Genomic DNA, 26,083 nt, shown 5'->3' with positions numbered 1-26,083 from the left:
GTTTTTTATATTCCTGTGGGGTTTTTCTTTGTTTTGCTGTTTCCTGGGGTGGTTTACCGCAAAGACACTAAGGCGCAAAGTCTCTTTTTCTGCTGTTTTTGCTCTCGCAAAGGCGCAAAGACGCCAAGATTTTCTCTTTTCACTCCCTTTGGTTCTTCTCAAAACTCGCTTCTTTCCTCCAAATTTCTTCTGAAAACAACTCCCCTAGCCCCGATAGCAGCGAAAATCCTTTTTGTGGTGGGGTTCACCACAAAAAGATTACTTCGTCAGTTCGCGATCGCTCGTGTGAAGCGGATAGCGGGATTAAGCTCCTAATTAAAATACAAAACTGAAATTTCAAGTTCCAATCACATTGTCTTAAAATCTCATCCCTCATGTCCTTGTTACACATTAGACGCACTGCGGTGCGTCTCTACGAAAAAACTACAATTTGATTAATTACACTATTATATATGTACGTATAAAAACAAACCCGGCAGGTTTTGAAAACCTGTCGGGTTTGACAATCTTATATATATGGTAACAGTTGGATTTTATTTACCTTAATATATTTATAGATTTTAAGGATTATTTGATAGTAAGCTGTTATCCTGCATCACTCCTTTTTATTAATCTCTTTTGCTTTTGTTTCCCAGTGACTCATTAGATCATCATAGTTAACAGGAGATGCTGCTTTCTGATTTGCTAAACGGCCAGATTCAAAAGCCCTGACCAAAATCGTTTCTATTAAATAGTCTTCATTCACCTCATACGGTTTATATTCTGTCTTCAGGCTTATATCAAACAAATTCGCAGTTGTATTGGACACGAAAGCCTTAAATCCGCTTTTTAGATTTTTAATTAATTCGTAAGTCGTATTTCCGGTCTGGCGGTGAACCAGCTTAACAAGAATCTGTCCTTGTTTTCTGGAAAGCTTTTTGAGTCGGTCTTCAAACTCATTATTAAGGTAATCTTCTACAATTTTAAAGTATTTCTTTTTTTCACGGTTAGTTTTTAATCGTGCCATACCCGCATTTAATGCTGTCAGTCTGTCTGCAGCCAGTTTAGCATAGGGATAGGTTTTATAAACTCTGTTTTGCAGGATTTGAAACTGCTTCATTTCTTCGGCACTCATCCTCTCTCCTTTTGAGATGATAATCTCCGGTAACTGAATAGTATCATTAAGAATAGAATCATGTTCGGTGAGTATATAGCCCATTTCCTGGTTTTCTTTTGGAGTTACTTGGGCCTGGACTGAACCAGCAATCAATAATAAAAATAAAATACAGCAGGTAAATCTCATAGAGTCTTAATTTAAATGTAAAATTATATATTTATACACAACTCTGATACCAAATTTATAAATTAGCACAAAAATATTTTTATGAGTACAAAATCAATCTTAAATGATACTTCTGTAACTTTTCTGGAAAGCTATCTAAATAACGCTTCCCCTACCGGATATGAGAGTGAAGGACAAAAACTCTGGATGAATTATTTAAAACCTTATGTAGATACTTTTATTACCGATACATATGGTACAGCAGTTGGCGTTATTAATCCTGATGCTCCTTTTAAAGTAGTAATTGAAGGTCATGCCGATGAAATTTCCTGGTATGTAAACTACATTACTGATGACGGTTTATTATACGTAATCAGAAATGGAGGTTCAGATCATCAGATAGCACCATCAAAAAGAGTAAATATCCATACTAAAAACGGAATTGTAAAAGGTGTTTTTGGATGGCCCGCTATCCATACCCGTTTACGCGACAAGGAAGAAGTTCCTAAACTAAGTAATATCTTTATTGATCTGGGCTGTGAAAATAAAGAACAAGTGGAAGCAATGGGGGTTCATGTAGGATGTGTAATAACTTACCCTGATGAATTTATGATTTTAAATGAAAACAAATTTGTCTGCCGTGCTATCGACAACAGAATGGGTGGTTTTATGATTGCCGAAGTAGCCCGTTTACTGCATGAAAATAAAAAAACGCTTCCCTTTGGTTTGTATATCGTGAATTCAGTCCAGGAAGAAATTGGTCTTCGCGGTGCAGAAATGATCGCACATACCATTAAACCTCATGTTGCTATCGTAACCGATGTATGTCACGACACAAATACCCCAATGATTGATAAAAAGGTAGAAGGTGATTTAAAAATGGGGAAAGGCCCGGTAATTGCTTATTCTCCTGCTATTCAGAATAAACTTCGTGATTTAATTGTTGATACAGCCGAAGAAAACAAAATTCCGTTTCAGCGTCACGCTACTTCCAGAGCAACCGGAACCGATACAGATGCATTTGCATACAGTAACGGCGGTGTGGCATCGGCTTTGATTTCGCTTCCTTTACGTTATATGCACACCACTGTAGAAATGGTGCATAAAGAAGATGTAGAAAACGTGATTAAACTTATTTATGAATCTTTATTGAAAATCGAAAACAATCAGTCTTTTTCTTATTTCGGTTAAACATACAAAACCATGGTTTCGGCTGTTTAAATAACAGCCGAAATTATAAACAAACAATACATGAAAATTTTACTACTCGAAGACGATTTTACTTTATCGAAAGAAATCTCAGCATTCTTCACTACTAAAGAATTCGAGTGTGTACCTTATTATGACGGTTCATTACTATTAAAAAAATACTTCCCGTACGAATACGATTTGATAATCCTTGATATAAACGTTCCCGGAACAAACGGAATCGACGTTTGTAAAGGTATTCGGGAAGTCGATAAAAAAACACCTATTATTATGCTGACTGCCTTTAGCGAAATTGAAGATAAACTGGCTTCTTTTGATAATGGCGCCGATGATTATCTGGTAAAACCTTTTCATTTTGAAGAACTGCATGCCCGAATTTCTTCCTTGATGAGACGAAAAGAAATTCCGCAGCAGACTGAAAAGAAAATTCTAATAGAAGATTTGGAAATTCTGGAAGAAGAAATGAAAGTTTTTCGCTCAGGCGAAGAAATTAAACTGACTCCTAAAGAGTTTAAACTGATTTTAATTCTGGCTCATGCTAAAGGAAAAGTTTTATCGAAACAATTTATTGCCGAAAAACTTTGGGATTATCATATAGAAACGAATCAGAATACAATAGAAGTTTATATTAATTTTCTGCGTAAGAAAATTGATAAAGACCAGGAAATAAAGCTTATCCGCACTAAAATTGGCTACGGCTATTATTTAAGCAATCAGGAATGACATTAAAAAACCGGATATCACTGCTTGTAAGCTTACTGTTTACCATTCTTTTTGGACTGGCTTCTACAGTGATATTTGTTTTGTATTCTAATTTCAGAAAAGAAGAATTCCGTGACCGTCTGGAAATAAAAGCACTTTCCAATATCAAACTTTTGGTTAATGTAAAGGAAGTTGATGAACAGCTTCTGAAAATGATTGATCAGAATTCGATCAACAAGTTATATGACGAAAAAACCTTAGTTTTTGATTCTCATTTCAAACTTATCTACAGCAGTATTGACGACGCTAAAATCAACTGGTCTGTTGAAGATTTGAAATACCTTAAAAAGAACAAAACTTTCTTTAAACAGCAGGGCGACTATGAAGTATATGGTGTTTTTTATGATACCAAAGACAAAGACTTTTATGCGCTGATTTCGGCAACAGATGATTATGGCAAAAGAAAACTTCTTTTTTTAAGATACACCTTAATTATATCTTATATATTCTTTACCTGTATCTGCTGGCTGCTAACTTCTTTTATGGTCAAAAAAGCGATGAACCCTTTAGGTTTATTTCACCAGAAGATAAAGAACATCAACGCCAACAATCTGGATACCCGCATTGCATCAAAAAGTAACAAAGACGAAATTGATTTAATTGCCAATGAATTCAACTTTATGATGGACCGGATCGAAATGTCCTACCAAAAACAGAAGGAATTCACAGCACATGCTTCACATGAACTCAGAACACCATTATCCCGTATTACGGCACAGATCGAAAATACTATTTCTGATGCGTCAACCTCTGAAAAAGGCAAATCATTCTTAAGTACTCTTTTGACTGATGTGAATCATTTATCAGAATTAATTAATTCCTTGTTGATATTATCTAAAATTGATGATAAAAACAATGGCGAAATTGAGATTCAAAGAATGGATGAAATTCTTTTTTCTGCTATTGAAAACTTAAAAAAAAGTTATCCTGAGTTTGTTATCTTGTTTGAAATGGAAGAAAGTGACAATTTAGATACGGCACTGGAAGTTAAAGGCAACAGAAACCTGCTGGAAATAGCCATTGGCAATGTATTGAAAAATGCCTGCGTGTATTCTGACAATAAACAGGCTAAAGTTATTATAAGTACCAAGGACAATCAGCTTGTTATTTCGGTTTTCAATACCGGAAAAACATTAAGCGAAAATGAACAGCAAGACCTTTTTCAGCCTTTTATGCGAGGAAAAAATGCTAAAGGAACTTCCGGTTTTGGATTGGGGCTCCGTATTGTAAATCGTATTTTAACACTGCACAAATCTTTCATAACTTACAGTATACCAGAGAAAAAAGTAAATTTATTCCAATTATTCTTTCATTAATATTTTATTTTAAGCTAATTTTAAGGTAGATTTTAAGCCCTCTTAAAGTCTGGTGATAGCATATTTGTATAAAATAAAATAGATACAATGAGAAAACTATATGCATTCTTACTGCTTGTACTCCTTAATCAGGCAGTAATGGCTCAAAAAACCGTCACACTTCAGGATTGTGAGAGCCAGTTTCTTAAAAACAATCTTTTTTTGCTTGCCTCTCATTATAATATTGATGCCGCAAAAGCCATGACAATCCAGGCCCGAATATGGGACAATCCCACAATCACTGCAGAGCTTAATGCTTATAATCCCGAAAGAGATAAGTTTTTTGATATTGGCAAAGAAGGACAAAAAGCATTTGGAATTGAACAGTTAATTTATCTGGGCGGTAAAAAACGTAATGAGGTAAAACTGGCTCAGACCAATGAACAACTGGCAGAACTTCAGTTTAACGACTTACTCAGAACATTAAAGCTGCAGTTACGACAAAGTTTCTACACCGTATATTACAATAGTAAAAGTCTTGAAATTACTGACAAACAGCTTGTTCACATAGAAGACCTGATCAATTCATACTCTATTCAAGCACAAAAGGGGAATATTCCTCTAAGAGATGTCGTTCGTTTACAGTCATTGTATCTAAACTTCAAAAATGAACGTATGGAAGTGGTTAACAACAGTATCGAAGAACAGGCCAATTTAAGACTACTGCTAAACTCAACCGAAACAGTAATTCCGGACGTTTCCAAAGATGATTTTAATAAATATTTAAAAACAATCCCTTTTGATCTAAAAACATTTGAAAGTGATGCCATCACCAATCGTCCAGATTATTTAGCAAAACAAAAAGAGATTGAAGCAAACGAACTGAATGTAAAATGGCAGAAATCACTTTCTATACCTGATATTACTTTAGGAGCAAATTACGACCAGCGAAGTGGTGCTTTTAATAAAGAAGCCAATGTTTCTGTTGGAATTCCATTGCCGCTCTGGAACAAAAACAAAGGAAACATCAAAAACGCACAGGCCGTATTAGCCCAGTCTAAAATAGAAAAACAAAATTTTGACCTGCAGCTGCAGACTGAAATTACTTCAGCGTGGAATAAATGGGATGAATCACGAAAAAACTATGCCGTGATAAAACCAACAGTCAATGCCGATTTTGAAGCGGTTTACAACGGAATCTTAACCAATTTCCAAAAACGCAATATCAGCTTACTCGAATTTACTGATTTTATGGAAAGTTATAATCAGGCCAATATTCAGGTAAATGAATTAAAAAAGAAACTGGCATTATCAGGCGAAGAATTAAACAGTACCATCAACAAGGATTTATTTTAAAACTAAATAATAATGAAACATACACTAATTATAGGAATTGCAATTGTGAGCCTTTCAATTACAAGCTGCAAAAAAGAAGTTGAAAATCCTGAAACCAATACTTCTTTTTCTCTAAGTGACAGCATGCTGAAATCGACTACCACAGCCCCAGCAGAAAAACAAGTGGTAAAAAACGAATTGACATTTTACGGAAAAATTACAGCCGATAACAATAAATTGATTGATGTTTATCCGCTTGTAGGCGGAAACGTAATTAAAGTTAATGTTGAACTGGGTGACTATGTAAAAAAAGGACAGGTTCTGGCTACGATAAAAAGTACCGATGTAGCCGATTTTGAAAAGCAGTCTATAGATGCTAAAAATGATCTGCTGGTTGCCAAAAATAATTTGAAGGTCGCACAGGAATTATTTGATGGAAAATTAAATTCTGAAAGTGACGTGCTTCAGGCAAAATCTGAAGTAAACAAAGCGCAGTCGCAATTGAGTAAAATTCAGGAAACCTATAAAATCTACAATATTAAAGCGGGTTCTATTTACGAAGTAACAGCACCTATAAGCGGTTTCATTATTCAAAAAAGTGTTAATCAGGACATGCTGCTTCGTTCAGACCGTTCCGAAAATATTTTTGACATAGCTGAAATCAGTGAAGTATGGGCTATGGCCAACATTAACGAGATTGACATCAACAAAATTAAATTAGGAATAGATGCCAGCGTCACTACTTTAAGTTATCCGGATAAAGTCTTTAAAGGAAAAGTAGATAAAATATTTAACGTGATAGATCCTGAAACCAAAGCCATGCAGGCCCGTATTAAGCTTCAGAACCCTGGATTTTTATTAAAACCAGATATGAATGCTAATATAAAACTATCCTATAATGAAAACCAGTCAATGATTGCCATACCAAGTAATGCTATCGTTTTTGATAAAAGTAAAAATTTTGTAATGATTTTTAAAGACCGTCATAATATCGAGACCAGACAAGTAGACGTTTACAGAGTTGTAGGTGACACCACTTATGTTTCGAGCGGTTTAAAGGAAAATGAAAAGGTCATTACCAACAATCAATTATTTATTTATCGCGCTTTAAACGATTAAGACATGAACAAATTCATACGAAATATAATTGCTTTTTCGCTTAAGAACAAAGCATTTACCTTCTTTTGGGTGGGAGTTTTGGCTGTTGCCGGATTCATTTCCTTTAAAAATATGCCCATTGATGCTTTTCCGGATGTAACCAATACACAGATTATTATTATTACACAATGGAATGGTAAGAGTGCCGAGGAAGTAGAGCGTTTTGTAACTACTCCTATCGAAATTTCAATGAACTCCGTACAGAAAAAAACCAGCGTACGCAGTATTACCATGTTTGGTTTATCGGTTATCAAAATTATTTTTGATGATGGTGTTGATGATACTTTTGCCCGTTTTCAGGTAAATAACCTTTTAAAGAATGTTACACTTCCGGATGATGTAGAACCAGATGTACAGCCTCCTTATGGCCCAACTGGTGAAATTTTCAGATATATCGTTAAAAGTAACAGCCGCGACAGCCGCGAATTACTAACCTATCAAAACTGGGTAATTGACAAACAATTACGTGCGGTTCCGGGAGTTGCTGATTTGAACGTTTTTGGCGGGCAGACCAAAACGTATGAAGTTGGAGTCGACCCTGTAAAACTGGCTAAATACAATATTACCCCTCTTCAGGTGTATAATGCGGTAGATGCCGGAAATATAAATGTGGGTGGTGATATTATCGAAAAAAACGGACAGGCTTTTGTAGTTCGCGGAGTTGGTCTTTTAAAATCCAGAACCGATATTGAGAATATTATTGTAGATGAAGCGGGAGGAAATCCAATATTAGTTAAAAATGTTGCTGATGTTTACGAAAGTGCCATGCCAAGAGTTGGACAAACGGGAATTGGCAGCAATGATGACGCTGTTGAAGGTATTGTAGTAATGCGAAAAGGTGAAAATGCACAGGAAACCCTCGCTTTAATTAAAGATAAGATCAAAGAGTTAAACGATACTATCCTTCCTAAAGATATTAAGATTGAAACTTTTTACGATCGTGATAATCTGATGAATTTCACTACCGAAACGGTAATGCACAATTTATTTGAAGGTATCATATTGGTTACCTGTGTGGTCTTTTTATTTATGGCGGACTGGAGAACAACTTTTACCGTTTCAATTGTAATTCCGCTTTCACTATTATTTGCCTTCCTGTGTCTAAAAATGATGGGGATGAGTGCCAACCTGCTTAGTTTAGGCGCAGTCGATTTTGGGATCATCATCGACGGAGCCGTTGTAATGGTGGAAGGACTCTTTGTTGTTCTCGACCATCGGGCCCACCAGTTAGGAATGACTGCTTATAATAAAATCGCAAAAGGAAGTATTATTAAGAAAACAGGAACTGAAATGGGGAAAGCCATATTCTTTTCTAAATTAATTATTATTACTGCGCTTTTACCCATATTCTCGTTCCAGAAAGTAGAAGGAAAAATGTTCTCTCCTCTGGCCTATACTTTAGGTTTTGCTTTAATGGGAGCCTTACTTTTTACTTTAACCCTAGTTCCGGTCTTATCGCATATATTACTGAACAAAAATGTAAAAGAGAAAAACAATCCTTTTGTGAACTTTTGGGATAGAATTGTTGGAAAAGGTTTTGCCTGGACATTTAAACATAAAGTAAAATCATTAGTAATTTCATTAACCTTAATTGCTGCTGCTTTTTTCTCAGCTTCCTTTTTAGGTACCGAATTTTTGCCTCAGTTAAATGAAGGAGCTTTATGGGTAACCGCTGAATTACCTATGAGTACATCACTTCCTGAAAGTGTCAAAACTGCGGCTATGATCAGAAAAGATCTCGAAAGTTTTCCTGAGGTAAAAAATGTATTGTCGCAGACAGGACGAAGCAATGACGGAACTGATCCAAACGGATTTGGGTTCATTCAGCTTCAGGTAGATCTGAAACCAAAATCAGAATGGAAACGTAAAATTTCGATGGACGGACTGATTAATGAGATGGACGAAAAGCTGAAAGTACATCAGGGAATTACCTATAACTATTCTCAACCGGTTATTGATAACGTAGCCGAATCTGTAGCAGGTTTCAAAGCATCAAATGCAGTGAAAATTTATGGCGACGATTTAGACAAACTTGATGAGTTATCAAATGAAGTTTTGGCAAAAATCAAAGACATTCCGGGTATTAAGGATGTTGGAATTCTAAGAAACGTAGGGCAGCCTGAAATTAGTGTTATTCTGGACCGTGAAAAAATGGCAGCCTACGGAGTAACTTTAAGTGATGCGCAGGCGGTTCTTGAATTGGCTTTTGGGGGAAAAACAGCTACTCAGAAATACGAAGATGAAAAGAAATTTGACGTTCGTGTTCGTTTTTCAAAAGAATATCGTAAAGACGAAGAAGATTTGGCAGAATTGAAGGTGCCTACCATTAGTGGTGCTAAAATTCCATTGAAAGAAATCTGTGATATTAAAACAATTACCGGACCGGCATTTATTTACCGAGATAACACCAAGCGTTTTATTGGAGTAAAATTCTCTGTTCGTGACCGGGATTTAGGAAGTACTATTGCCGAAGCACAATCTAAAGTTGCAGAGGTTAAACTACCTCCGGGATATACGACAGGATGGACAGGTGAATTTGAAAATCAGGTTCGTGCCAGTGCCCGTCTGGCTCAGGTTGTTCCTATTAGTTTAATTGGAATATTTGTATTGCTGTTTATCCTTTTCGGAAATTTTAAAGATTCACTGCTTGTTTTAGCTAATGTTCCTTTTGCAGTTATCGGAGGAATTATAGCACTGCATTTAACAGGAATGAATTTCGGGATTTCTGCAGGAGTTGGTTTTATAGCCTTACTTGGAATTTGTATTCAGAACGGAGTAATTCTTATCTCAGAGTTTCATCATAATCTTAAGGCTAAGTTTGACCTTGAAGAATCGATTTTAAGAGGTGTAAAAGCAAGAACAAGGGCTGTAGTGATGACCGCTTTGATGGCATCGATTGGTTTAATGCCCGCAGCAATTTCAACCGGAATCGGATCAGAATCTCAGAAACCTCTTGCCATTGTTATTATTGGCGGGCTGGTAACAGCCACTATCCTGACCTTGCTGGTATTCCCTATTTTGTTCTGGATATTTAATCGTAAAAAACACGCCCCTATTGAATAGGTCACAATAAAATTAATTTGGTTAGATTAATTTGGTTTAGAAAGAAAAAGCATCATTATTATAATGGTGCTTTTTTGATTTTAGGACGCTATTAAAAATGGATACAAAAAAACGGCCTTCTGCTCAAAGAAGGCCGTTTGTACTAACTCAAACTTTTTAAACTTTTATTTTAAATCTTTCAAAAGAGCAATAGCTTCTGCTGCATTTGATAATTGCGCATACTTTAAAGCTGTATATCCTTTGTCATTTTTGTCAGATGGACGAGCTCCGGCTGCTAACAAAACTTTGATGATTTCTACTTTATTGTAACGTGCAGCTGTCATTAAAGGAGACATATCATCTGCCTTTTCATTTACGTTTGCACCATATTCAATAAATTTTTTAACTACTTCGATATCTCCTTTACTTACTGCCACTACTAAAGGTGTTCCGTCAAAATATACGGCCGATACTGCAGTTTGATTTTTAACAGCTGATCCACTGTTTGAAGCCATTGAAACATTTGCAAATGCTACTAAGGCTAAACCTAAAGAAATAACTGATTTTTTCATAATGATTGGGTTGTTTAATTGATTGATAACTATTTTGATTGATAATGAATTGTTTCTAATTCTGTACAAATGTAAATAAAAAAACAGTATATTGTATAACAAAGTACCTTGTTTTAACTATTTCTTAACCTTTGATTATAAAATTCGAAATAATAGTGTTCTAAAATTTAAATTCTCTATAAAAGACGCTGCAAATGTAGAAATGTTACACGAAATCGCATATTTTTTCCATTTTTCCCGGAAAGAAAATGGCAAAAATGATGAAGAATAGTTCATGCTTTTAACTATACATCAAATACATGTCTAAAAAAGGCAGAATTTTTTCATTAAAAGCAAAAAAATAAACCAGATTTTGTGGATTTATGATGAAAATTACTTTCACACAAAAAATCTTACAAAAGTAGGAAAAAACTCAAAATACAACGAAATAGTTTTCTCTTGTATACAGATGCCGGAAGTAATTTTACAGGATTAAAGCTTCATTTTACTTTTATAAATATTCCTCAGATCATTTTCAAACCAGGTATAAGAGTCATTATAAAAGTTAATAAAGTCCGAAGCACTTGTTTGTCCCGGAAACGGAGCGTAAAAATGAGTTGGACTTGAAATGTCATTCCGCCATACCAGAACATAACAAAGCTCAAGATTGTCTCTTTTTAAAGTTTTTAAAAGCACTTCTGTCCACCAGATTTTATTGGGGATAGATTCCAGACCTGTTTCTGTAAAAGCAGCAAGTTTTTTCTTTTGTACTGCAAGATCCGAGATTATTTTAAGTTTACTGAAACCCGCTTCTAAATCATACTTCCCGTCACGTCCAAAATCTCCATAATTGTCAATTCCAAATAAATCTACAAAATCATCTCCCGGATACCGTTCCAGATATTCAGATTGTGAAGTAAACCGGTTGTCCGGAGAAAAAGCATAAATAAAATTGTGAACTCCCAGAGTATCCCGTAAATATGAAACCGTAAACCGCCAAACCGTAATAAAATCTTCTCTGGAAGTATATCTTTTTCCCCACCAGAACCAGTCGCCGTCAAACTCATGAAACGGTCTGAAAATCATAGGGGCCAGTTTTCCGTCATTTGCTTTTACAGAGCTGGCAAAATCAGCTATAGTCTTTAAAATCTTTTTGTATTGCTCATGATGAGAGCCTCCCGGTTTAATAAGTGCCATCGAAGCTGTTGAGATTCCGTCTTTCCAATAAAAACCTCCTCCGGAAGCAGGATCATTGAAATGCCAGGAAACAGTGGTCACTCCTCCTCTTTCGTAAGTATCAATTACATTTTTTCTTAAAACCTCTTTCGCTTTTTTTATTTCTTCAGAACTGCGTCCGGAAAAATCACTGAAATCAATCCCAACAACAGCCGGATGAGAACCTGTTACTGATTTTACATCAGAACGATTAGGTTCATTGCTCCAGCCATGTCCGTATTCCAGAGCATGCTGATGTCCAAACAAAACATGTTCTTTAGAAAGGATTTTTAAATTGTGATATAAATTCTTTGTTTCTTTTGTTGCTTTTTTATCAATCTGGGCCAAAAGAAAATGCCCTGTCATTACAAGTAACAACAAGGCATTTTTTTTATTTGTAATACTGCTCATGGTTTAAATAGTTAGTTTAAACCCGAAAAGTACTATTTAGAAGCAAGGTATTCTAATACGTTTTTTTCAATACGTTGATCAATATTATCAATATCTGCTTTTACGAATTTTTCTCCTAAAATATTCTCATATAACTCAATATATCTTTCAGAAACGGAGTCAATATATTCATCTGTCATATTAGGAATCTGCTGTCCTTCCTGCCCCTGAAAACCATTTTCAATCAGCCAGCGGCGTACAAATTCTTTTGATAATTGTTTCTGTTCTTCTCCTTTGGCTTGTCTTTCTGCATAACCTTCAGCATAGAAATAACGGGAAGAATCCGGTGTATGAATTTCATCAATTAAAACAATAACACCTTCTTTAGTTTTTCCAAACTCATATTTAGTATCTACCAAAATCAAACCTCTTTTAGCGGCGATTTCCGTTCCTCTTTGAAATAAAGCGCGGGTATATTTTTCTAAAACTAAATAATCTTCTTCAGAAACAATTCCTTTTTCTAAAATAGCTTCACGGGAAATATCTTCATCATGAGAACCATTGTCAGCTTTTGTGGTTGGTGTAATAATAGGCTCCGGAAATTTATCGTTTTCCTTTAAACCTTCAGCCATCGTAACACCGCAGATTTGCTTTCTTCCTGCTGCATATTCACGGGCAGCATGTCCGGACAAATAACCACGAATTACCATTTCCACTTTAAAAGGTTCGCATAAATGTCCAACAGCAACGTTTGGATCCGGAGTAGCGATAAGCCAGTTTGGAACAATATCTTGTGTTAATTCCATAAACTTAGTCGCAATCTGATTTAAGATTTGTCCTTTGTACGGAATTCCTTTTGGCAAAACTACATCAAAAGCCGAAAGTCTGTCGGTTGCTACCATTACCAAAAGTTCATCATTGATATTGTAAACTTCTCTAACTTTTCCGCGGTAAACAGATTTCTGATTTGGGAAATTAAAATTGGTGGTTGTAATTGTATTGCTCATTATTGCTGTGTTGTTTTTTATGAATGCAAATTTAAAATTATTTCACAGAGTTACACTATGAAAAGAACCAGATAAATAGAGAAATGTGAAATATTGTTTTACTTAATCCTTATAAAACAAAAAATCCCTGAGAATCTCTTCAGGGATTTGATTATGATTTTAAACAAAATTTAATTCGCCGCTAACTCTTTATCGAGTATTTTTGAAGCTATATATCTGGCCACACCGTCTTCGGCATTGGTTTTAATTACTTCCAGATCCGGCAGTGCTTCTTTTAAAATAGCAGGGGCATTTCCCATAATTAATCCTTTTCCGGTCGCAGACAACATTTGTAAATCATTAAAACCATCTCCAAACGAAACAGCGTCTTCCATCGTAAAACCTTCTTTTTCGAGCACTTTTGCTATGGCTGCGGCTTTATCCACAGATTTATCCATAAACTCCAGACAAGTAGGTAAGCTGAAAGCATGATGCAGATGTTCTGAAGAATTGGCTAAAACAGCATCTCTCACTTTTACCAGTTTTTCATGATTGTCGCATGAGAAGAAAATTTTAATAGCTCTAAAGTCTTCTATCGTTTTATAATCGACTAATTCCGGACGGTATTTTAATTCAGCCTGAAAAGAATTCAGCCTTTCGTTCCATTTATTCGTCTGCCATACATTTTCCTTAAACAGTACAACGGTAACATCCGGATCAATTTCTATGTTTAATGCTGCTTTAACCACATCACTGTCTAAGTTAAAGGCAAAAAGTTCCTCCTGATTTGGCGAGTGAATTCTTCCTCCGTTAGAACTTACCAGGTAAACGGGCACTGCTAGTGTTTCGATAATAGCCATTGCATCCAGATGATGACGGCCTGTAGCTACAATTATTAAATAACCCTGATTATGAAGTTCTTGAAAAATGGATTTGGTATAATCTGAAATTCTGTGTTGTGGATTGAGTAAAGTGCCGTCAAGGTCACTTACTACCACTTTTATATTTTTAAGTTTTGTCATATTTAAGAATCAAATAGCGATGATGGCAAATTTAAGGTATTACGCCCGTTTAGACAAAGTTTACAAGCTTTGAAAGCCAAAATTGAAGTAAGTTTATTATTTATTTAACTATTGCGTTAAATATTGCTGTATAAATAATTTAAAGCTTAACAATTCCTGTTTTGTACAATTTTACAGCTTTCTGAATTACCAATTCTACTTGTTCCAGAGGCAGATCTTCATTACAATCAAACAGCATGATTTTCATTCTGGAACGATTCTCCAGAATAAGAAATGATTCTTCAAAATGTTTTCCTTCTACAATTCCGATATAAGGCTTTTTGTATTTTTTATGAATCCATAAATAACAGAACATTTTTCCTTTATAGCAGAAAAAAGGCATTCCGTATTTCAGAACATTTGTAATGTCTTTATCTTGTTTTAAAATGATTTCTTTTAATGCGAGAAATACTCCTTTAATGGGATCTTGCTGATTTAAGTAGAAATCATCTAGTTGTTTCATTATAGTTTACTTTTTTATAAAAAAGCTTAAAATTAAAAAAGTCGGAACTACCATTATTAATTGAATTAAAAAAACTGGATATAGTAAATCCGGGTTAGCATATCTATATCCAAAACTTATAATGGAAACTGGAAAAGTTATTATCAAACCAATCAGTGACCAGTCTCCGTAAAAGAGATCTTTCGGATAAATTGAACATACTGACAGCGTTCCTAATCCAATATACAAAAAAGTAATTTTGAATGCTAAAATTCTGTTTTCAAAAGTTTTTAGTAATCTATTCATTTCATAAAAAAAATATTAAAAAAATATTCGTTTTACACTTTCTCAAAAAAATGCAAAACGAATATTTATTTTTTTGCCACAGATTAAAGGATTAAAATGATTCCTAAAATCCGCGGCAAAATCATTTCATGTTTTACAATATTATTTCACAAATTAATCATGATTCTCTATTTGCTTATAGGCATCAATTACCTTTTTAACCAATCGATGGCGAACGATATCTTTATCATCCAGATATATAATTCCAATTCCTTCGATATCTTTTAGAACCAAAAGTGCTTCTTTAAGACCCGAAATTGTCCTGCGTGGCAAATCGACCTGTCCCGGATCGCCCGTAATCATGAATTTGGCATTTTTACCCATACGGGTCAGGAACATTTTCATTTGGGAATGGGTTGTATTCTGAGCTTCGTCGAGAATCACAAAAGCATTGTCAAGAGTACGCCCGCGCATAAAAGCCAAAGGTGCTATCTGAATAATCCCTTTCAGAATATAATCTTCGAGTTTTTCATTTGGAATCATATCGCGCAGTGCGTCGTAAAGCGGCTGCATATAAGGATCCAGTTTTTCTTTCATATCCCCGGGTAAAAAACCAAGGTTCTCTCCTGCTTCAACTGCCGGCCGGGTCAATATGATTCTTTTTACTTCTTTATCCTTCAGCATTTTTACAGCCATCGCAACACCTGTATAGGTTTTACCTGTTCCGGCCGGACCTACTGCAAAAACCATATCGTTCTTTTTGACAGTATCCACCAGCAGCTGCTGATTAGGAGTCATGGCTTTTACTATTTTACCACCCACTCCGTGAACCAGTATTTTGTCATGATCGTAAGCCCTTTTCTCATCCTGGCCGTCGCTCATAATAACACGTTCAATTACATTATCATCAATATTGTTATAACGTGTAAAATGGAGCATTAACCTTTGAAATCTTTTTTCGAATTCGTCTAAAACTTCTTTTTCGCCAAATGCTTTTAAAGTTGTCCCTCGCGCTACGATTTTAAGCTTCGGGTAATACTTTTTAATTATTTCAAGATGGCTGTCCTGTGCGCCCCAAAATTCTTTTGGAGCAATATCCACTAGCTCGATTATTCTTTCGTTCAAATGAAGTAATTTTTAATTTGATAATTCAGTTTACTATTTAGGAGTTGTCGGGTTTCTATTAAAATTGCGGTTTTAAGCCGTGTCTGCAGTTTCAAAAATCATTTTTTGTTAAAATACTGCAAACTGAAACTCTAAACCGGGGCTGCTATATATTTTATCGCAATTTGTATTTTCTTTCTTTCAATTTGCATTTACTATTATTAGCTTTGCATTTCTCAAATTTAATAAAATTTAGAGTTAAATACTATCAATAGTTATAAACAAAATGATGTCAATAATTACCCTTACTACCGATTACGGCTTAAAAGACCACTTTGTAGGTTCGCTGAAGGGTAAAATCATTTCGGAACTTCCAGAAGCCAGAATCATTGACATTTCACATGATATTGATCCATTTAACACAGCCGAAGCAAGTTACGTTATCGGTGCCTCTTATTTAAGTTTCCCAAAAGGAACTGTTCATCTTATCGGAGTAGATCTGGAACGCAATAAAGAAAACCAGCACATTGCCATGCAGTGGAACGATCATTTCTTTATTTGTGCCGATAATGGGATTTTAAGTATGCTTACACAAAAGATCCTCCCCCAGAAAATCGTTGAAATCAATATTCACGACCGTTTCCCAATGGAGTTTACTGATCTGGATATTTTTATACAGGTAGCCTGTCATATAGCAAAAGGCGGATTACTGAATGTTATAGGAAAGGAAATCCCGGCAATTAAAGAAGTAACCGAACTTCAGGCTGTAGTAGCGGCTGATGGAAATTCATTAAAAGGTTATGTAATTTATATTGATCATTTTGGAAACGTAGTTACCAACATCTCCAAAAAGCAATTTCTTGAAGTATCCCGCGGACGACCGTATGAGATCGTCATGAAACCCAAAAGTATCAAAACGATTCTGCCTAATTATTCGGCCATTGCCAGTTCTGATAAATATCCTATAAAAACCTATGAAGGTGAAAAACTGGCTATTTTTAACGAAGCGGGGTTTCTTGAAATTGCCATTTTCAGAAGTAACCCGTCTAAAGTAGGTTCTGCCAATAGTCTGCTTGGATTAAATTATCGTGATGTGATTACGATTAAGTTTTCTTAATTCTAAAGTAAATTATTTCATCCTGAATCAAAATCTAATGGAGAAAATTAAAGACATAAATCAAGGTGATCTTTTAACTTTTCTTACTACTGAAAATAAATTCAGAATACTTCTGTGTACAAGTGTAAACAAAGACCGAAGCCCTCAAAATTTTACCTTTTGTATTTTAGATTATAAAGGAATAGAAAAACCTGTAATTAATGACATTAAAAACCTAAGCTTCTTTGGTGTTGGAAACATGACTACCAAAAACCATTATAATTACTCCGATCAGGAATTGGAGAAAATGTGGTTTTTTCATCCTGAAATAAAACCCTGCCTTTTGGGCTCATTTGGATTTATCATCTGGCGAAAAGATTTTATGAAGTTTCGAGAGAATTTTGAATTTATTGGAAATTTGGAAATTCTTTCAAACATTGACAAAAATGGAAATAGCGGAATTAATGCAAGCAGCTGGAATTTTCTCAAAAATTTCCTTGATGAACAATTAAATAATATAATGAATGAAAGAGGTCAAAAACTTTTTCAACTAAAAGCAGTAACCAAAACATTTTAGCTTCTTAAGACTATTTTTTATAATAAATAAAATTTAAGAAAAAACAACAATCAAATTTGGTATTTTTGCGCACCTTTAAGACTTTAGACAATCAAAAAATCTAAAATCTGAATTCTAAAATCTAAAATAATAAGATGTTTGTCCGGATAGTAAAAATGAGTTTTCACGAAGAAAAAATCCCTGATTTTCTGGAGAATTTTGAATCGGTGAAAGATAAAATACGAAATGCAGCAGGAAACCGTTTTTTAGAATTGTATCAGGATAAAAATGATAAATGCCTCTTTTTTACCTACAGTTACTGGGAAACCGAACAGGATTTAGAAAATTACAGAAATTCTGAGCTTTTTACTACGGTTTGGGATTTTACGAAAAAATTATTCAATGCAAAACCGGAAGCATGGAGTGTGGATAAATTGGTCAGCCTGACTTAATTCTTCTCGGTCTTACACTAAATCTAAAAAACAGGAAAGAGCTCGTTGCATAAACAAATTTTAAAAGACAAAAAAATATGCCTTTAGTTAGATGTTCGGCTCAAAAAAGCAGGTCACTTGAAGAATTCTATACAGAATGGGCCCAATCAGAGAATACTATTTCTGCAGCTTTAGGAGGATCAATGCTTAGAATTATTGATTTTATAAACCAGACCTTTACCCAGACAATGCTTTTTGGTTTAACATCTCATGCCCATCTTTTATTATACACTGAAGATGATGACGGCTTTGATCCCTATTTTGTTATTATTTCAAATCATGATGAATACTGGATTGAATATAAAATGCCGGAAAAAACAAAACCATGGAAAAATGCAATGATTAAAGGGGCAACTAAATCTTTTGAAGAATTTAAAAACTATATTGTGATTGCCATGTCTGAAAGCGAAGGCTGGCAGGAAAGTAATGAAGTCCAAAATTTATACAGACAAATTAAGAAATAATATTCCAAAGAAAAGCTTTTAAGTTCTAAGTTTGCAAAGTCAACTTAAAACCTGAAACAAGAAAAACCTGAAACAAAAATAAAACGAATGAAATCAATCATTTTTAGAGAAATAAAATCCTTTTTCGGCTCTCCTGTCGGTTATCTGGTCATTGCCATTTTTTTAATCAGCAACGGACTTTTTTTATGGGTATTTGAAGGAGATTATAATATACTGAATACAGGTTATGCTGATCTAACCCCATTTTTTACGCTGGCTCCCTGGATTTTGATTTTCCTGATTCCGGCTGTAACCATGAGAAGTTTTTCTGACGAAAGAAAACAGGGAACACTGGAATTGCTTTTAACCAAACCTTTATCAGTATGGCAGATTGTAAACGGTAAGTTTTTCGGTTCTTTTTTATTGATTATTCTGGCAATTATTCCAACCCTGATATATGTAAAAGTGATTTCTGATTTAGGCTCTCCTGAAGGTAACATTGATATGGGCAGTACTATTGGTTCTTACTTTGGGTTATTATTCCTGATCGCTGCTTATTCGGCAATTGGAATCTTTACTTCTACCCTTTCAGAAAATCAGATTGTAGCTTTTATCATTGCTGTGTTTTTATGTTTTCTGTTTTACTTTGGATTTGAAGGCGCAGCAGCATTACTTCCGGCACAATCTAATATCATTTCAGCTTTTGGAATGCAGAACCACTTTAAAAGTATGAGCCGCGGTGTTATTGATACCCGTGATGTTATTTACTTTTTAAGTATCACTGTTTTGTTTTTATCCTGTACTGTTTATCAATTAAAATCATTTAAAGCATAATGAAAGTATCTAATCAATTAAATTTAAAAACATTAGGCATTACCATTTTTGTTTTAATTGTTTTAAATGTACTGGGCAGCCTGTTTTTTCATCGTTTTGATTTAACAAAAGATAAACGTTATACTTTATCCGCAACATCCCTGCAGGTTTTAAAACAGGTTAAAAACCCGTTATCGGTAAAAATATATATGCAGGGTGAACTTCCGGCAGATTTCAGACGTTTACAGCAGGAAACTAAGCAGTTACTGGAAGAATTTCAGGCTTATAACAGCAATATTACTTTCGAATTTGTTAATCCGCTGGAGAATGAAGACGAGAGTATGGAGATGATAAAATCGCTTTATCAAAAAGGACTTACACCTGTTAATATAACAGTTGACGACAAAGGAAAGCAATCGCAGGCCATGGTTTTTCCGTGGGCTATTGCAGTTTATAATAACAAAGAAGTTAATATTCCTCTGTTAAAAAATATCATGGGAGCTTCGACTACCCAAAAAGTAATAGGATCTATCCAGCATTTGGAATATTCTATTACGGATGCAATTAATAAAGTTACTACTGAAAGACAGAAAAAAGTAGCTGTTATTAAAGGAAATGGAGAATTATCTGAAATTCATATCGGGAAATTATTAAGACAAATCAAAGAAAGTTATTTTATCGGGCCTTTTACTCTGGATTCTGTTTCTAAAAATCCAAACGGAACACTGGAAGAACTGAAAAAATACGATTTAGCCATTATTTCAAAACCTACAGAGACTTTTACTGATGAAGAAAAACAGGTTTTAGACCAGTTTATCATGAACGGCGGTAAAACATTATGGATGATTGATCAGGTGGCTGCTGATATGGACAGTCTGTATAATGATGCCGGAGCAGCACTGGCCTATCCAAGAAATCTGAACCTGAACGATATGTTCTTTAAATACGGATTCAGAATTAACCCTGATCTGGTAAAAGATGAACAGGGAAGTCCTATAAAACTGGCAACGGGAGAACAGGGAAGCGCAACCCGATACCAGGATTTTATCTGGAAATTTGCGCCTCAGGTTTATCCAACAAGCCAGCATCCGATTGTGAAAAGTCTGGGCGGAATTAAATTTGATTTTGCCAGCCCTATTGATACTTTGAAAAACGGAATTAAAAAGACCGTTTTACTTCAGTCTTCTTTCTACTCTAAACCTATTGGAACTCCTTCTGAAGTTAATCTGAATATGGTAACGGAAGAATTTTCAAAAGATAATTACACAGGAAACAAAGGCAGTCTCATTCTTTCGGTTTTATTGGAAGGCAGTTTCCATTCTGTTTTTGAAAATCGTGTCCTGCCGTTTAAAGAAAATACATTTCTGGCAAAGGGCAAACCGGCTAAAATGATTGTGATCGCTGATGGCGACATTGCCCGAAACCAGCTGGATAAAAATGGTATGCCAGTAGAACTGGGTTATGACCAGAGAACGGGAAATCTTTATGATAACAAAGATTTCCTTATGAATTGTGTTAATTATCTTTTAGATGATACCGGACTTATTAACATTAGAAGTAAAGATATTGAACTGCCTTTAATGGATAAAGAAAAAGTTTACGAAAATTATACCGTAACGCAATTCATAACTATCGGACTTCCAATCCTAATTTTACTGGTTTTCGGATTGGTATTTACCTTTATCCGAAAAAGAAAATACAGCCGATAGATGTTAATAAAAAATTTGCGAAACTAAGAATGTTTACGATATATTTGTAAAACCTTACTTAGTTGAAGAGAAACTGAGAGAAAGAGCAAAAAATAAAACAAAAGACGATGAAATTTATAGTATCGAGTTCGTACTTATTAAAACAATTACAGGTTTTAGGCAGTGTTATTAACAGTAACAATACACTTCCTATTTTAGATAACTTTTTATTTGAACTGGATAATAGCGAGTTGACTGTTTCGGCTTCAGACCTTGAAACCACTATGTCGGCTACATTATCAATCGATTCTAAAAGTAAAGGAAGTGTTGCTGTACCGGCAAAACTTTTACTTGAGATTTTGAAAACATTTCCGGAGCAGCCTTTAACTTTTACCGTTGAAGACAACAATACTGTTGAAATCAGTTCAAATTCTGGTAAATATGCTTTAGCATATGCGGCCGGTGAAGAGTTTCCTAAATCTGTAAGTCTTGAAGATCCGTCTGTAACTTTAGTGCCTGCCGATGTATTGGCAACTGCTGTAAGTAAAACTATTTTTGCTGCCGGAAACGATGATTTACGTCCGGTAATGTCGGGAGTTTTCTTCCAATTTTCTCCGGAAGGATTAACTTTTGTGGCAACAGATGCCCATAAATTAGTAAAATATGCCAGAGCTGATGTAAAAGCGTCACAAGTGGCTGATTTTATTATGCCTAAGAAACCTTTAAATATCTTAAAGATTATTTTAGGAAGCTCTGATGCTGAGGTTAAAATTGAATACAACGATTCAAATGCGACTTTCTCATTTGACAATTATATCTTAATGTGTCGTTTAATTGATGGAAAATATCCTAATTACGAAGCGGTAATTCCAAAAGAAAATCCAAACAAATTAATGATTGACCGTTCTTTATTCTTAAGTTCTGTTCGTCGTGTTGCGATTTTCTCAAACAAAACTACACACCAGATCCGTTTAAAAATTGCAGGAGCTGAATTAAATGTTTCTGCTGAAGATATCGACTACTCTAACAAAGCTGAAGAAAGGCTAACCTGTGATTATCAGGGAGATGATCTTCAGATTGGTTTCAACTCTCGTTTCTTAATCGAGATGCTGACAAACCTGCAGTCAGACATGATTATGCTGGAAATGTCATTACCAAACAGAGCCGGAATTTTAACTCCGGTTGATGGTCTGGAAGAAGGCGAAACAGTAACGATGCTGGTAATGCCTGTAATGTTAAATAGTTAACATCAAAACTTCTTTTTGTTACAGGGATTTTTTTTAGTTTCGAATTAAAGACATATCATTGTAAAAAAAAATATCGCTATTAACCAACCATTTTTTATACCTAGAAACCGCAGTTCTTTTTTAAGATCTGCGGTTTTTTAGTTTAAGCTGATTTCATGTTTCTGGTTTTGAGTGAAAGCGATTTTTTTTTTTTTTACCGCAAAGACGCAAAGTTTTTTGATATGCAGAATCTATTTTTACCGCAAAGACGCAAAGTTTTTGATATGCAGAATCTATAAAAACGCAAAGTCCGCAAAGCATTGTGTAAAAACTTTTCGAACTTAGCGTAAACCTTTGCGTGCTTTGCGGTTAAATATCAATACTTAGTTCAAAACATTTTATACCCAAAAATCATTTATTTTTTACCACAAAGACGCAAAGTTTTTGATAGGCAGAATCTATAAAACACAAAGTCCGCAAAGCAATGTGTAAAAACTTTGCGAACCTAGCGTAAACCTTTGCGCGCTTTGCGGTTAAATTATGCCTCTGGTAAATCAACCTGAAACCTGAAACAAATTTTTTCAGTACTTTTGTAAAATGAAAATAGAAATTTGGTCGGACATCATGTGTCCGTTTTGTTATATCGGAAAAAGACAATTGGAAACCGCTCTGGCGGAGTTTCCTGAAAACGAATTTGAAATTGAGTGGAAAAGTTTCCAGCTCGATCCTACTATCACACCGCAGTCCGGAAAAGACGTTTATGCGTTCTTAGCCGAACGAAAAGGCATGTCGCTTGAACAATCAAAGGAAATGCACAAAGGTGTTGCAGAACGTGCTAAAAGTGTTGGTCTGGACTACAACTTTGATAAAGCTGTTATCTCTAATTCTTTAGAGGCCCACAGAATCATTCAGCTGGCTAAAACCAAAAAGCTGGGCGATGCAATGGAAGAAATTTTCTTTAAAGCGTATTTCACAGAAGGAAAGGATTTAAATGACGGTCCTACTTTAATTGAATTGGCTGAAGAAGCCGGACTGACCCGAAATGAAGTACTTGAAGTTTTAGAAAGTGATGATTTGTATCTAAAAGAAGTACAGCACGATATTAAAGAAGCACAGGAAATTGGTGTACAAGGTGTTCCTTTTTTTGTTTTTGACCGAAAATATGCGGTTTCCGGTGCCCAGCCTGTTCAGGCTTTTGTACAGACTATCAGAGAAGGATTAAAATAACAACTTAAACAAGTAAAAGAAAACGGATGAGTATTTACTCATCCGTTTTCTTTTTAAACTTAATTAGAAAGGAAACTTACTGCTCCGAGCAAAGCTGCCATTTCATTATCAGTAGAAACAGAAACCTGTATATTAATACCAGATTCTTTTACGTTTTTTTGAAATGAAGACAAAAAGAAAGTACTCGCATTGGCTATTTTTCCTCCAATGATAATATGATCAGCGGAAAATTGCTTTAACCATGGTATTAACACTGCTGCCAGGTTTTCTCCCATGGTTTCAAACACTGTAACTGCTGATTGGTCTCCCCTATTTGCCAGATCATAAAGTTCCAGACCATTTTGAAGCGAGATACCGCTTAAACTTTTATAATGGGCCAAAAGACCACGCACTGAAACATAATCCTCTGCAATACCTTCTTTAAAAGGCAGATTGTAAATTTCACCATCTTCAGGCACGAGATTTCCTGAATTGATGGACACACCTTTATCAATAAAACAAGCCCCTAAACCAGTGCCTAAAGTAACCGCAATTACCTTTTGAGACCGGTTTTCCAGCTGCTTAAAAACTTCCCCTTTTCCAAAACAGACTGCATCATTCTCAAAAATTACCGGAAAATCGGATGAAAAATTAAGGCTTTCCAGAAGCAGATCTCTTACGTTCAGTCCGTAAAAATGTTCGTATTTTGACTGTTCTTTGATCCAGCAGATTCCTTTTTCATAATCAAAAGGTCCGGGCATACAAATCGCAATTCCATTTATATACTCTGTTTTCGAATTTTCAATAGCATTATTAATAACCCTTTTCCAAATATCCATAACCTCGCTTACTGGTAAATTAGAATCGAATGATTCTTTATATAAGGAGGTTTCCACCGCTTTCATTTCGGTTTTATCGATAACAGCAGCCGTAATGTGCGTTCCTCCAATATCCAGCCCAATGGCATATGATGTACTCATTTTTCCGTATTTAGCTGTTTATATTAGATATTTTTATCTTTTAGGATCTGCGGATAATGAACACTGGTATGTGCAATCATTTCACCAAACAAAGTATTGGCCCAGGCAAACCATTTACGCGTAAATTTATTTACATCGTCTTTATGAAATGATTCGTGCATAAATCCTGTACCGGCATTGGTTTTAATCAGATTACTGATACAGGCCCTGATTTCTTTTTCATCAACACTTGTAATGGCTCTTAAAACGATACTCATAGGCCAGATCGTATCTACTCCTGTGTGCGGGCCTCCAATACCTTCTCCGGCTTTTCCTTTATAGAAAAACGGATTATTGTCTGACAACACTACTTTACGGGTATTAAGGTACAAAGGATCATCAGGTGCGATAGCTCCTAAATACGGAAGTGATAATAAAGAAGGTACATTAGCATCATCCATCATATGGAAACTTCCGTATCCGTTTACTTCAAAAGCAATGATTTTTCCAAATTTTGGATGGTCTATAATGCCGTGCTCTTTAAGTCCTTTTTGTACCTGATCTCTTAATTCTGTCGCTTTAGCAACCAGATCATTGTCTTTTAAAGCTGGTAAAGAGAAAATTTCGATTAAATAACCTAATATCTCAATAGCAAACATATTACTCGGAATCAGATAACCAAACAAGGTGCTGTCGTCACTTGGCCTGAAAGTAGAAACGATTAATCCGCAGGGTTTTACCGGATAACCGTAACCGCCTAGCGGAACTCCGTCTGTCGCCCATGCTGTCTGACGCTGGAAACTATATGGTCCGCCTTTGCCATCCATTCGCTGCTGTTCTTTAAAAGTCTGTAGAACTAAAAGCATCGCTTCTTTCCATTTTGCATCAAATAAACTGATATCTCCGGTTTCTTTCCAATATCCGTGTGCTAAACGAACCGGATAACACAAACTGTCAATTTCCCATTTTCTTTCATGAATTCCGGGCTGCATTTTGGTCAAATCGTTTTTCCATTCACTTTCCTTAGTAAAATCTTTATAAAAAGCATTGGCATAAGGATCGAGTAAGATACATTTTGCCTGACGGTTGATTACTCCTTTTACCAATTCAGCCAGTTTAGGATCTTCTTTTACAAAAGGAATATAGGGCCAGATTTGCGCTGTACTGTCACGCAGCCACATCGCATCAATATCGCCCGTAATAACATAGGTATCAGGTTTACCGTCAATAATTTCAAAATCAACAGTGGTATCCAGTGTATTTGGGAAACAATTTTCAAATATCCAGGCCAGTTCAGGGTTTCCAATTTGCTTTTTGATTTTTACGATAGCCGCTTCGACTGCTTTACTGGTAAATTTTCTCTCTGCCAGCGGAGGTCTCTGAGTTACAAAATCTTTTAAAGGAAACTGAAAAGAATCCAAATTAAGTCCAAAAACATCGGTCTGAAGAGCTAATAATCCAGCGGAAAAAATTCCGGTATTTTTTATAAATTTTCTACGTGACTGCATC

At 35.2% G+C, this 26,083-nt stretch carries 24 protein-coding genes; 15 read left to right on the top strand and 9 right to left on the bottom strand.

Features of this window, described 5'->3' with window-relative positions; genetic code table 11:
• A partial coding sequence (locus tag ACODST_RS14755) for a hypothetical protein (RefSeq protein ID WP_488932878.1) occupies nt 1-315 on the top strand: 315 nt, incomplete at its 5' end.
• Between the two features lie 280 nt (nt 316-595).
• Here the strand turns inward: ACODST_RS14755 and ACODST_RS14750 are convergent.
• Nucleotides 596-1,282: a DUF4294 domain-containing protein gene (locus ACODST_RS14750; RefSeq protein WP_488932877.1), complete on the bottom strand. Its 687-nt coding sequence runs from the start codon at nt 1,280-1,282 to the stop codon at nt 596-598.
• An 81-nt stretch (nt 1,283-1,363) separates the two neighbouring features.
• On the opposite strand from ACODST_RS14750, the gene ACODST_RS14745 reads away from it, so the two are divergent.
• From ACODST_RS14745 to ACODST_RS14720, 6 genes are all read left to right on the top strand, one after another.
• Entirely contained in the window at nt 1,364-2,452 is a 1,089-nt protein-coding gene (locus ACODST_RS14745; protein ID WP_488932876.1) for a M42 family metallopeptidase, read from the top strand.
• 60 nt (nt 2,453-2,512) lie between these two features.
• On the top strand, nt 2,513-3,193 hold the full coding sequence (locus ACODST_RS14740) for a response regulator transcription factor (protein WP_488932875.1): 681 nt from the start codon (nt 2,513-2,515) through the stop codon (nt 3,191-3,193).
• Nucleotides 3,190-4,548: a sensor histidine kinase gene (locus ACODST_RS14735; protein ID WP_488932874.1), complete on the top strand. Its 1,359-nt coding sequence runs from the start codon at nt 3,190-3,192 to the stop codon at nt 4,546-4,548. The genes ACODST_RS14740 and ACODST_RS14735 overlap by 4 nt, the downstream gene beginning before the upstream one ends.
• Before the next feature lie 87 nt (nt 4,549-4,635).
• Nucleotides 4,636-5,883 (top strand): TolC family protein, encoded by a 1,248-nt coding sequence (locus ACODST_RS14730; protein ID WP_488932873.1) that lies wholly within the window; start codon nt 4,636-4,638, stop codon nt 5,881-5,883.
• 12 nt (nt 5,884-5,895) lie between these two features.
• Nucleotides 5,896-6,981: an efflux RND transporter periplasmic adaptor subunit gene (locus tag ACODST_RS14725; RefSeq protein ID WP_488932872.1), complete on the top strand. Its 1,086-nt coding sequence runs from the start codon at nt 5,896-5,898 to the stop codon at nt 6,979-6,981.
• A gap of 3 nt (nt 6,982-6,984) precedes the next feature.
• Nucleotides 6,985-10,083: an efflux RND transporter permease subunit gene (locus ACODST_RS14720; protein WP_488932871.1), complete on the top strand. Its 3,099-nt coding sequence runs from the start codon at nt 6,985-6,987 to the stop codon at nt 10,081-10,083.
• Between the two features lie 164 nt (nt 10,084-10,247).
• Here ACODST_RS14720 and ACODST_RS14715 read toward each other — a convergent pair whose 3' ends face one another.
• The 6 genes from ACODST_RS14715 to ACODST_RS14690 form a co-directional block, all read right to left on the bottom strand.
• Nucleotides 10,248-10,634, bottom strand: a complete 387-nt coding sequence (locus tag ACODST_RS14715; protein ID WP_488932870.1) for an ankyrin repeat domain-containing protein — start codon at nt 10,632-10,634, stop codon at nt 10,248-10,250.
• A gap of 471 nt (nt 10,635-11,105) precedes the next feature.
• Nucleotides 11,106-12,239 (bottom strand): glycoside hydrolase family 26 protein, encoded by a 1,134-nt coding sequence (locus ACODST_RS14710; RefSeq protein WP_488932869.1) that lies wholly within the window; start codon nt 12,237-12,239, stop codon nt 11,106-11,108.
• A gap of 32 nt (nt 12,240-12,271) precedes the next feature.
• Nucleotides 12,272-13,225 (bottom strand): phosphoribosylaminoimidazolesuccinocarboxamide synthase, encoded by a 954-nt coding sequence (locus ACODST_RS14705; RefSeq protein ID WP_488932868.1) that lies wholly within the window; start codon nt 13,223-13,225, stop codon nt 12,272-12,274.
• A gap of 170 nt (nt 13,226-13,395) precedes the next feature.
• Complete coding sequence (locus tag ACODST_RS14700) at nt 13,396-14,226, bottom strand: Cof-type HAD-IIB family hydrolase (RefSeq protein ID WP_488932867.1); 831 nt, start codon at nt 14,224-14,226, stop codon at nt 13,396-13,398.
• A gap of 139 nt (nt 14,227-14,365) precedes the next feature.
• Nucleotides 14,366-14,728: a DUF1801 domain-containing protein gene (locus ACODST_RS14695; protein WP_488932866.1), complete on the bottom strand. Its 363-nt coding sequence runs from the start codon at nt 14,726-14,728 to the stop codon at nt 14,366-14,368.
• A gap of 438 nt (nt 14,729-15,166) precedes the next feature.
• Nucleotides 15,167-16,117: a PhoH family protein gene (locus tag ACODST_RS14690; RefSeq protein ID WP_008469028.1), complete on the bottom strand. Its 951-nt coding sequence runs from the start codon at nt 16,115-16,117 to the stop codon at nt 15,167-15,169.
• A gap of 268 nt (nt 16,118-16,385) precedes the next feature.
• Here ACODST_RS14690 and ACODST_RS14685 point away from each other — a divergent pair, with 268 nt between their 5' ends.
• From ACODST_RS14685 to ACODST_RS14650, 8 genes are all read left to right on the top strand, one after another.
• Nucleotides 16,386-17,213, top strand: a complete 828-nt coding sequence (locus tag ACODST_RS14685; RefSeq protein ID WP_488932883.1) for an SAM hydrolase/SAM-dependent halogenase family protein — start codon at nt 16,386-16,388, stop codon at nt 17,211-17,213.
• A gap of 37 nt (nt 17,214-17,250) precedes the next feature.
• Complete coding sequence (locus ACODST_RS14680) at nt 17,251-17,769, top strand: hypothetical protein (RefSeq protein WP_488932865.1); 519 nt, start codon at nt 17,251-17,253, stop codon at nt 17,767-17,769.
• A 134-nt stretch (nt 17,770-17,903) separates the two neighbouring features.
• Entirely contained in the window at nt 17,904-18,200 is a 297-nt protein-coding gene (locus tag ACODST_RS14675) for a putative quinol monooxygenase (protein WP_488932864.1), read from the top strand.
• 77 nt (nt 18,201-18,277) lie between these two features.
• A complete protein-coding gene (locus tag ACODST_RS14670; protein ID WP_488932863.1) occupies nt 18,278-18,703 on the top strand; it encodes a hypothetical protein in 426 nt (141 codons plus the stop codon).
• 87 nt (nt 18,704-18,790) lie between these two features.
• Nucleotides 18,791-19,516 (top strand): gliding motility-associated ABC transporter permease subunit GldF, encoded by a 726-nt coding sequence (gene gldF / locus ACODST_RS14665; protein WP_488932862.1) that lies wholly within the window; start codon nt 18,791-18,793, stop codon nt 19,514-19,516.
• Nucleotides 19,516-21,204 carry a gliding motility-associated ABC transporter substrate-binding protein GldG gene (gldG, locus tag ACODST_RS14660; RefSeq protein ID WP_488932861.1) on the top strand — a complete coding sequence of 563 codons (1,689 nt, stop codon included), beginning with the start codon at nt 19,516-19,518 and terminating at the stop codon, nt 21,202-21,204. The genes gldF and gldG overlap by 1 nt, the downstream gene beginning before the upstream one ends.
• Nucleotides 21,205-21,311: 107 nt before the next feature.
• Nucleotides 21,312-22,430, top strand: coding sequence for a DNA polymerase III subunit beta (dnaN, locus tag ACODST_RS14655; RefSeq protein WP_488932860.1), 1,119 nt, complete (start codon nt 21,312-21,314; stop codon nt 22,428-22,430).
• A gap of 576 nt (nt 22,431-23,006) precedes the next feature.
• Nucleotides 23,007-23,636: a DsbA family oxidoreductase gene (locus tag ACODST_RS14650; protein ID WP_488932859.1), complete on the top strand. Its 630-nt coding sequence runs from the start codon at nt 23,007-23,009 to the stop codon at nt 23,634-23,636.
• Between the two features lie 59 nt (nt 23,637-23,695).
• Here the strand turns inward: ACODST_RS14650 and ACODST_RS14645 are convergent, their stop codons facing one another.
• Both ACODST_RS14645 and ACODST_RS14640 read right to left on the bottom strand, forming a co-directional pair.
• Nucleotides 23,696-24,595, bottom strand: a complete 900-nt coding sequence (locus ACODST_RS14645) for an ROK family protein (RefSeq protein ID WP_488932858.1) — start codon at nt 24,593-24,595, stop codon at nt 23,696-23,698.
• Between the two features lie 23 nt (nt 24,596-24,618).
• Nucleotides 24,619-26,082: a glycoside hydrolase family 125 protein gene (locus tag ACODST_RS14640; protein WP_488932882.1), complete on the bottom strand. Its 1,464-nt coding sequence runs from the start codon at nt 26,080-26,082 to the stop codon at nt 24,619-24,621.
• Nucleotide 26,083 lies beyond the last annotated feature (1 nt).

This window comes from Flavobacterium sp. FG19, from assembly GCF_057809475.1.
The sequence above is the reverse complement of the archived record's forward strand: the minus strand, read 5'-3'. Positions and strand labels throughout refer to the sequence as shown.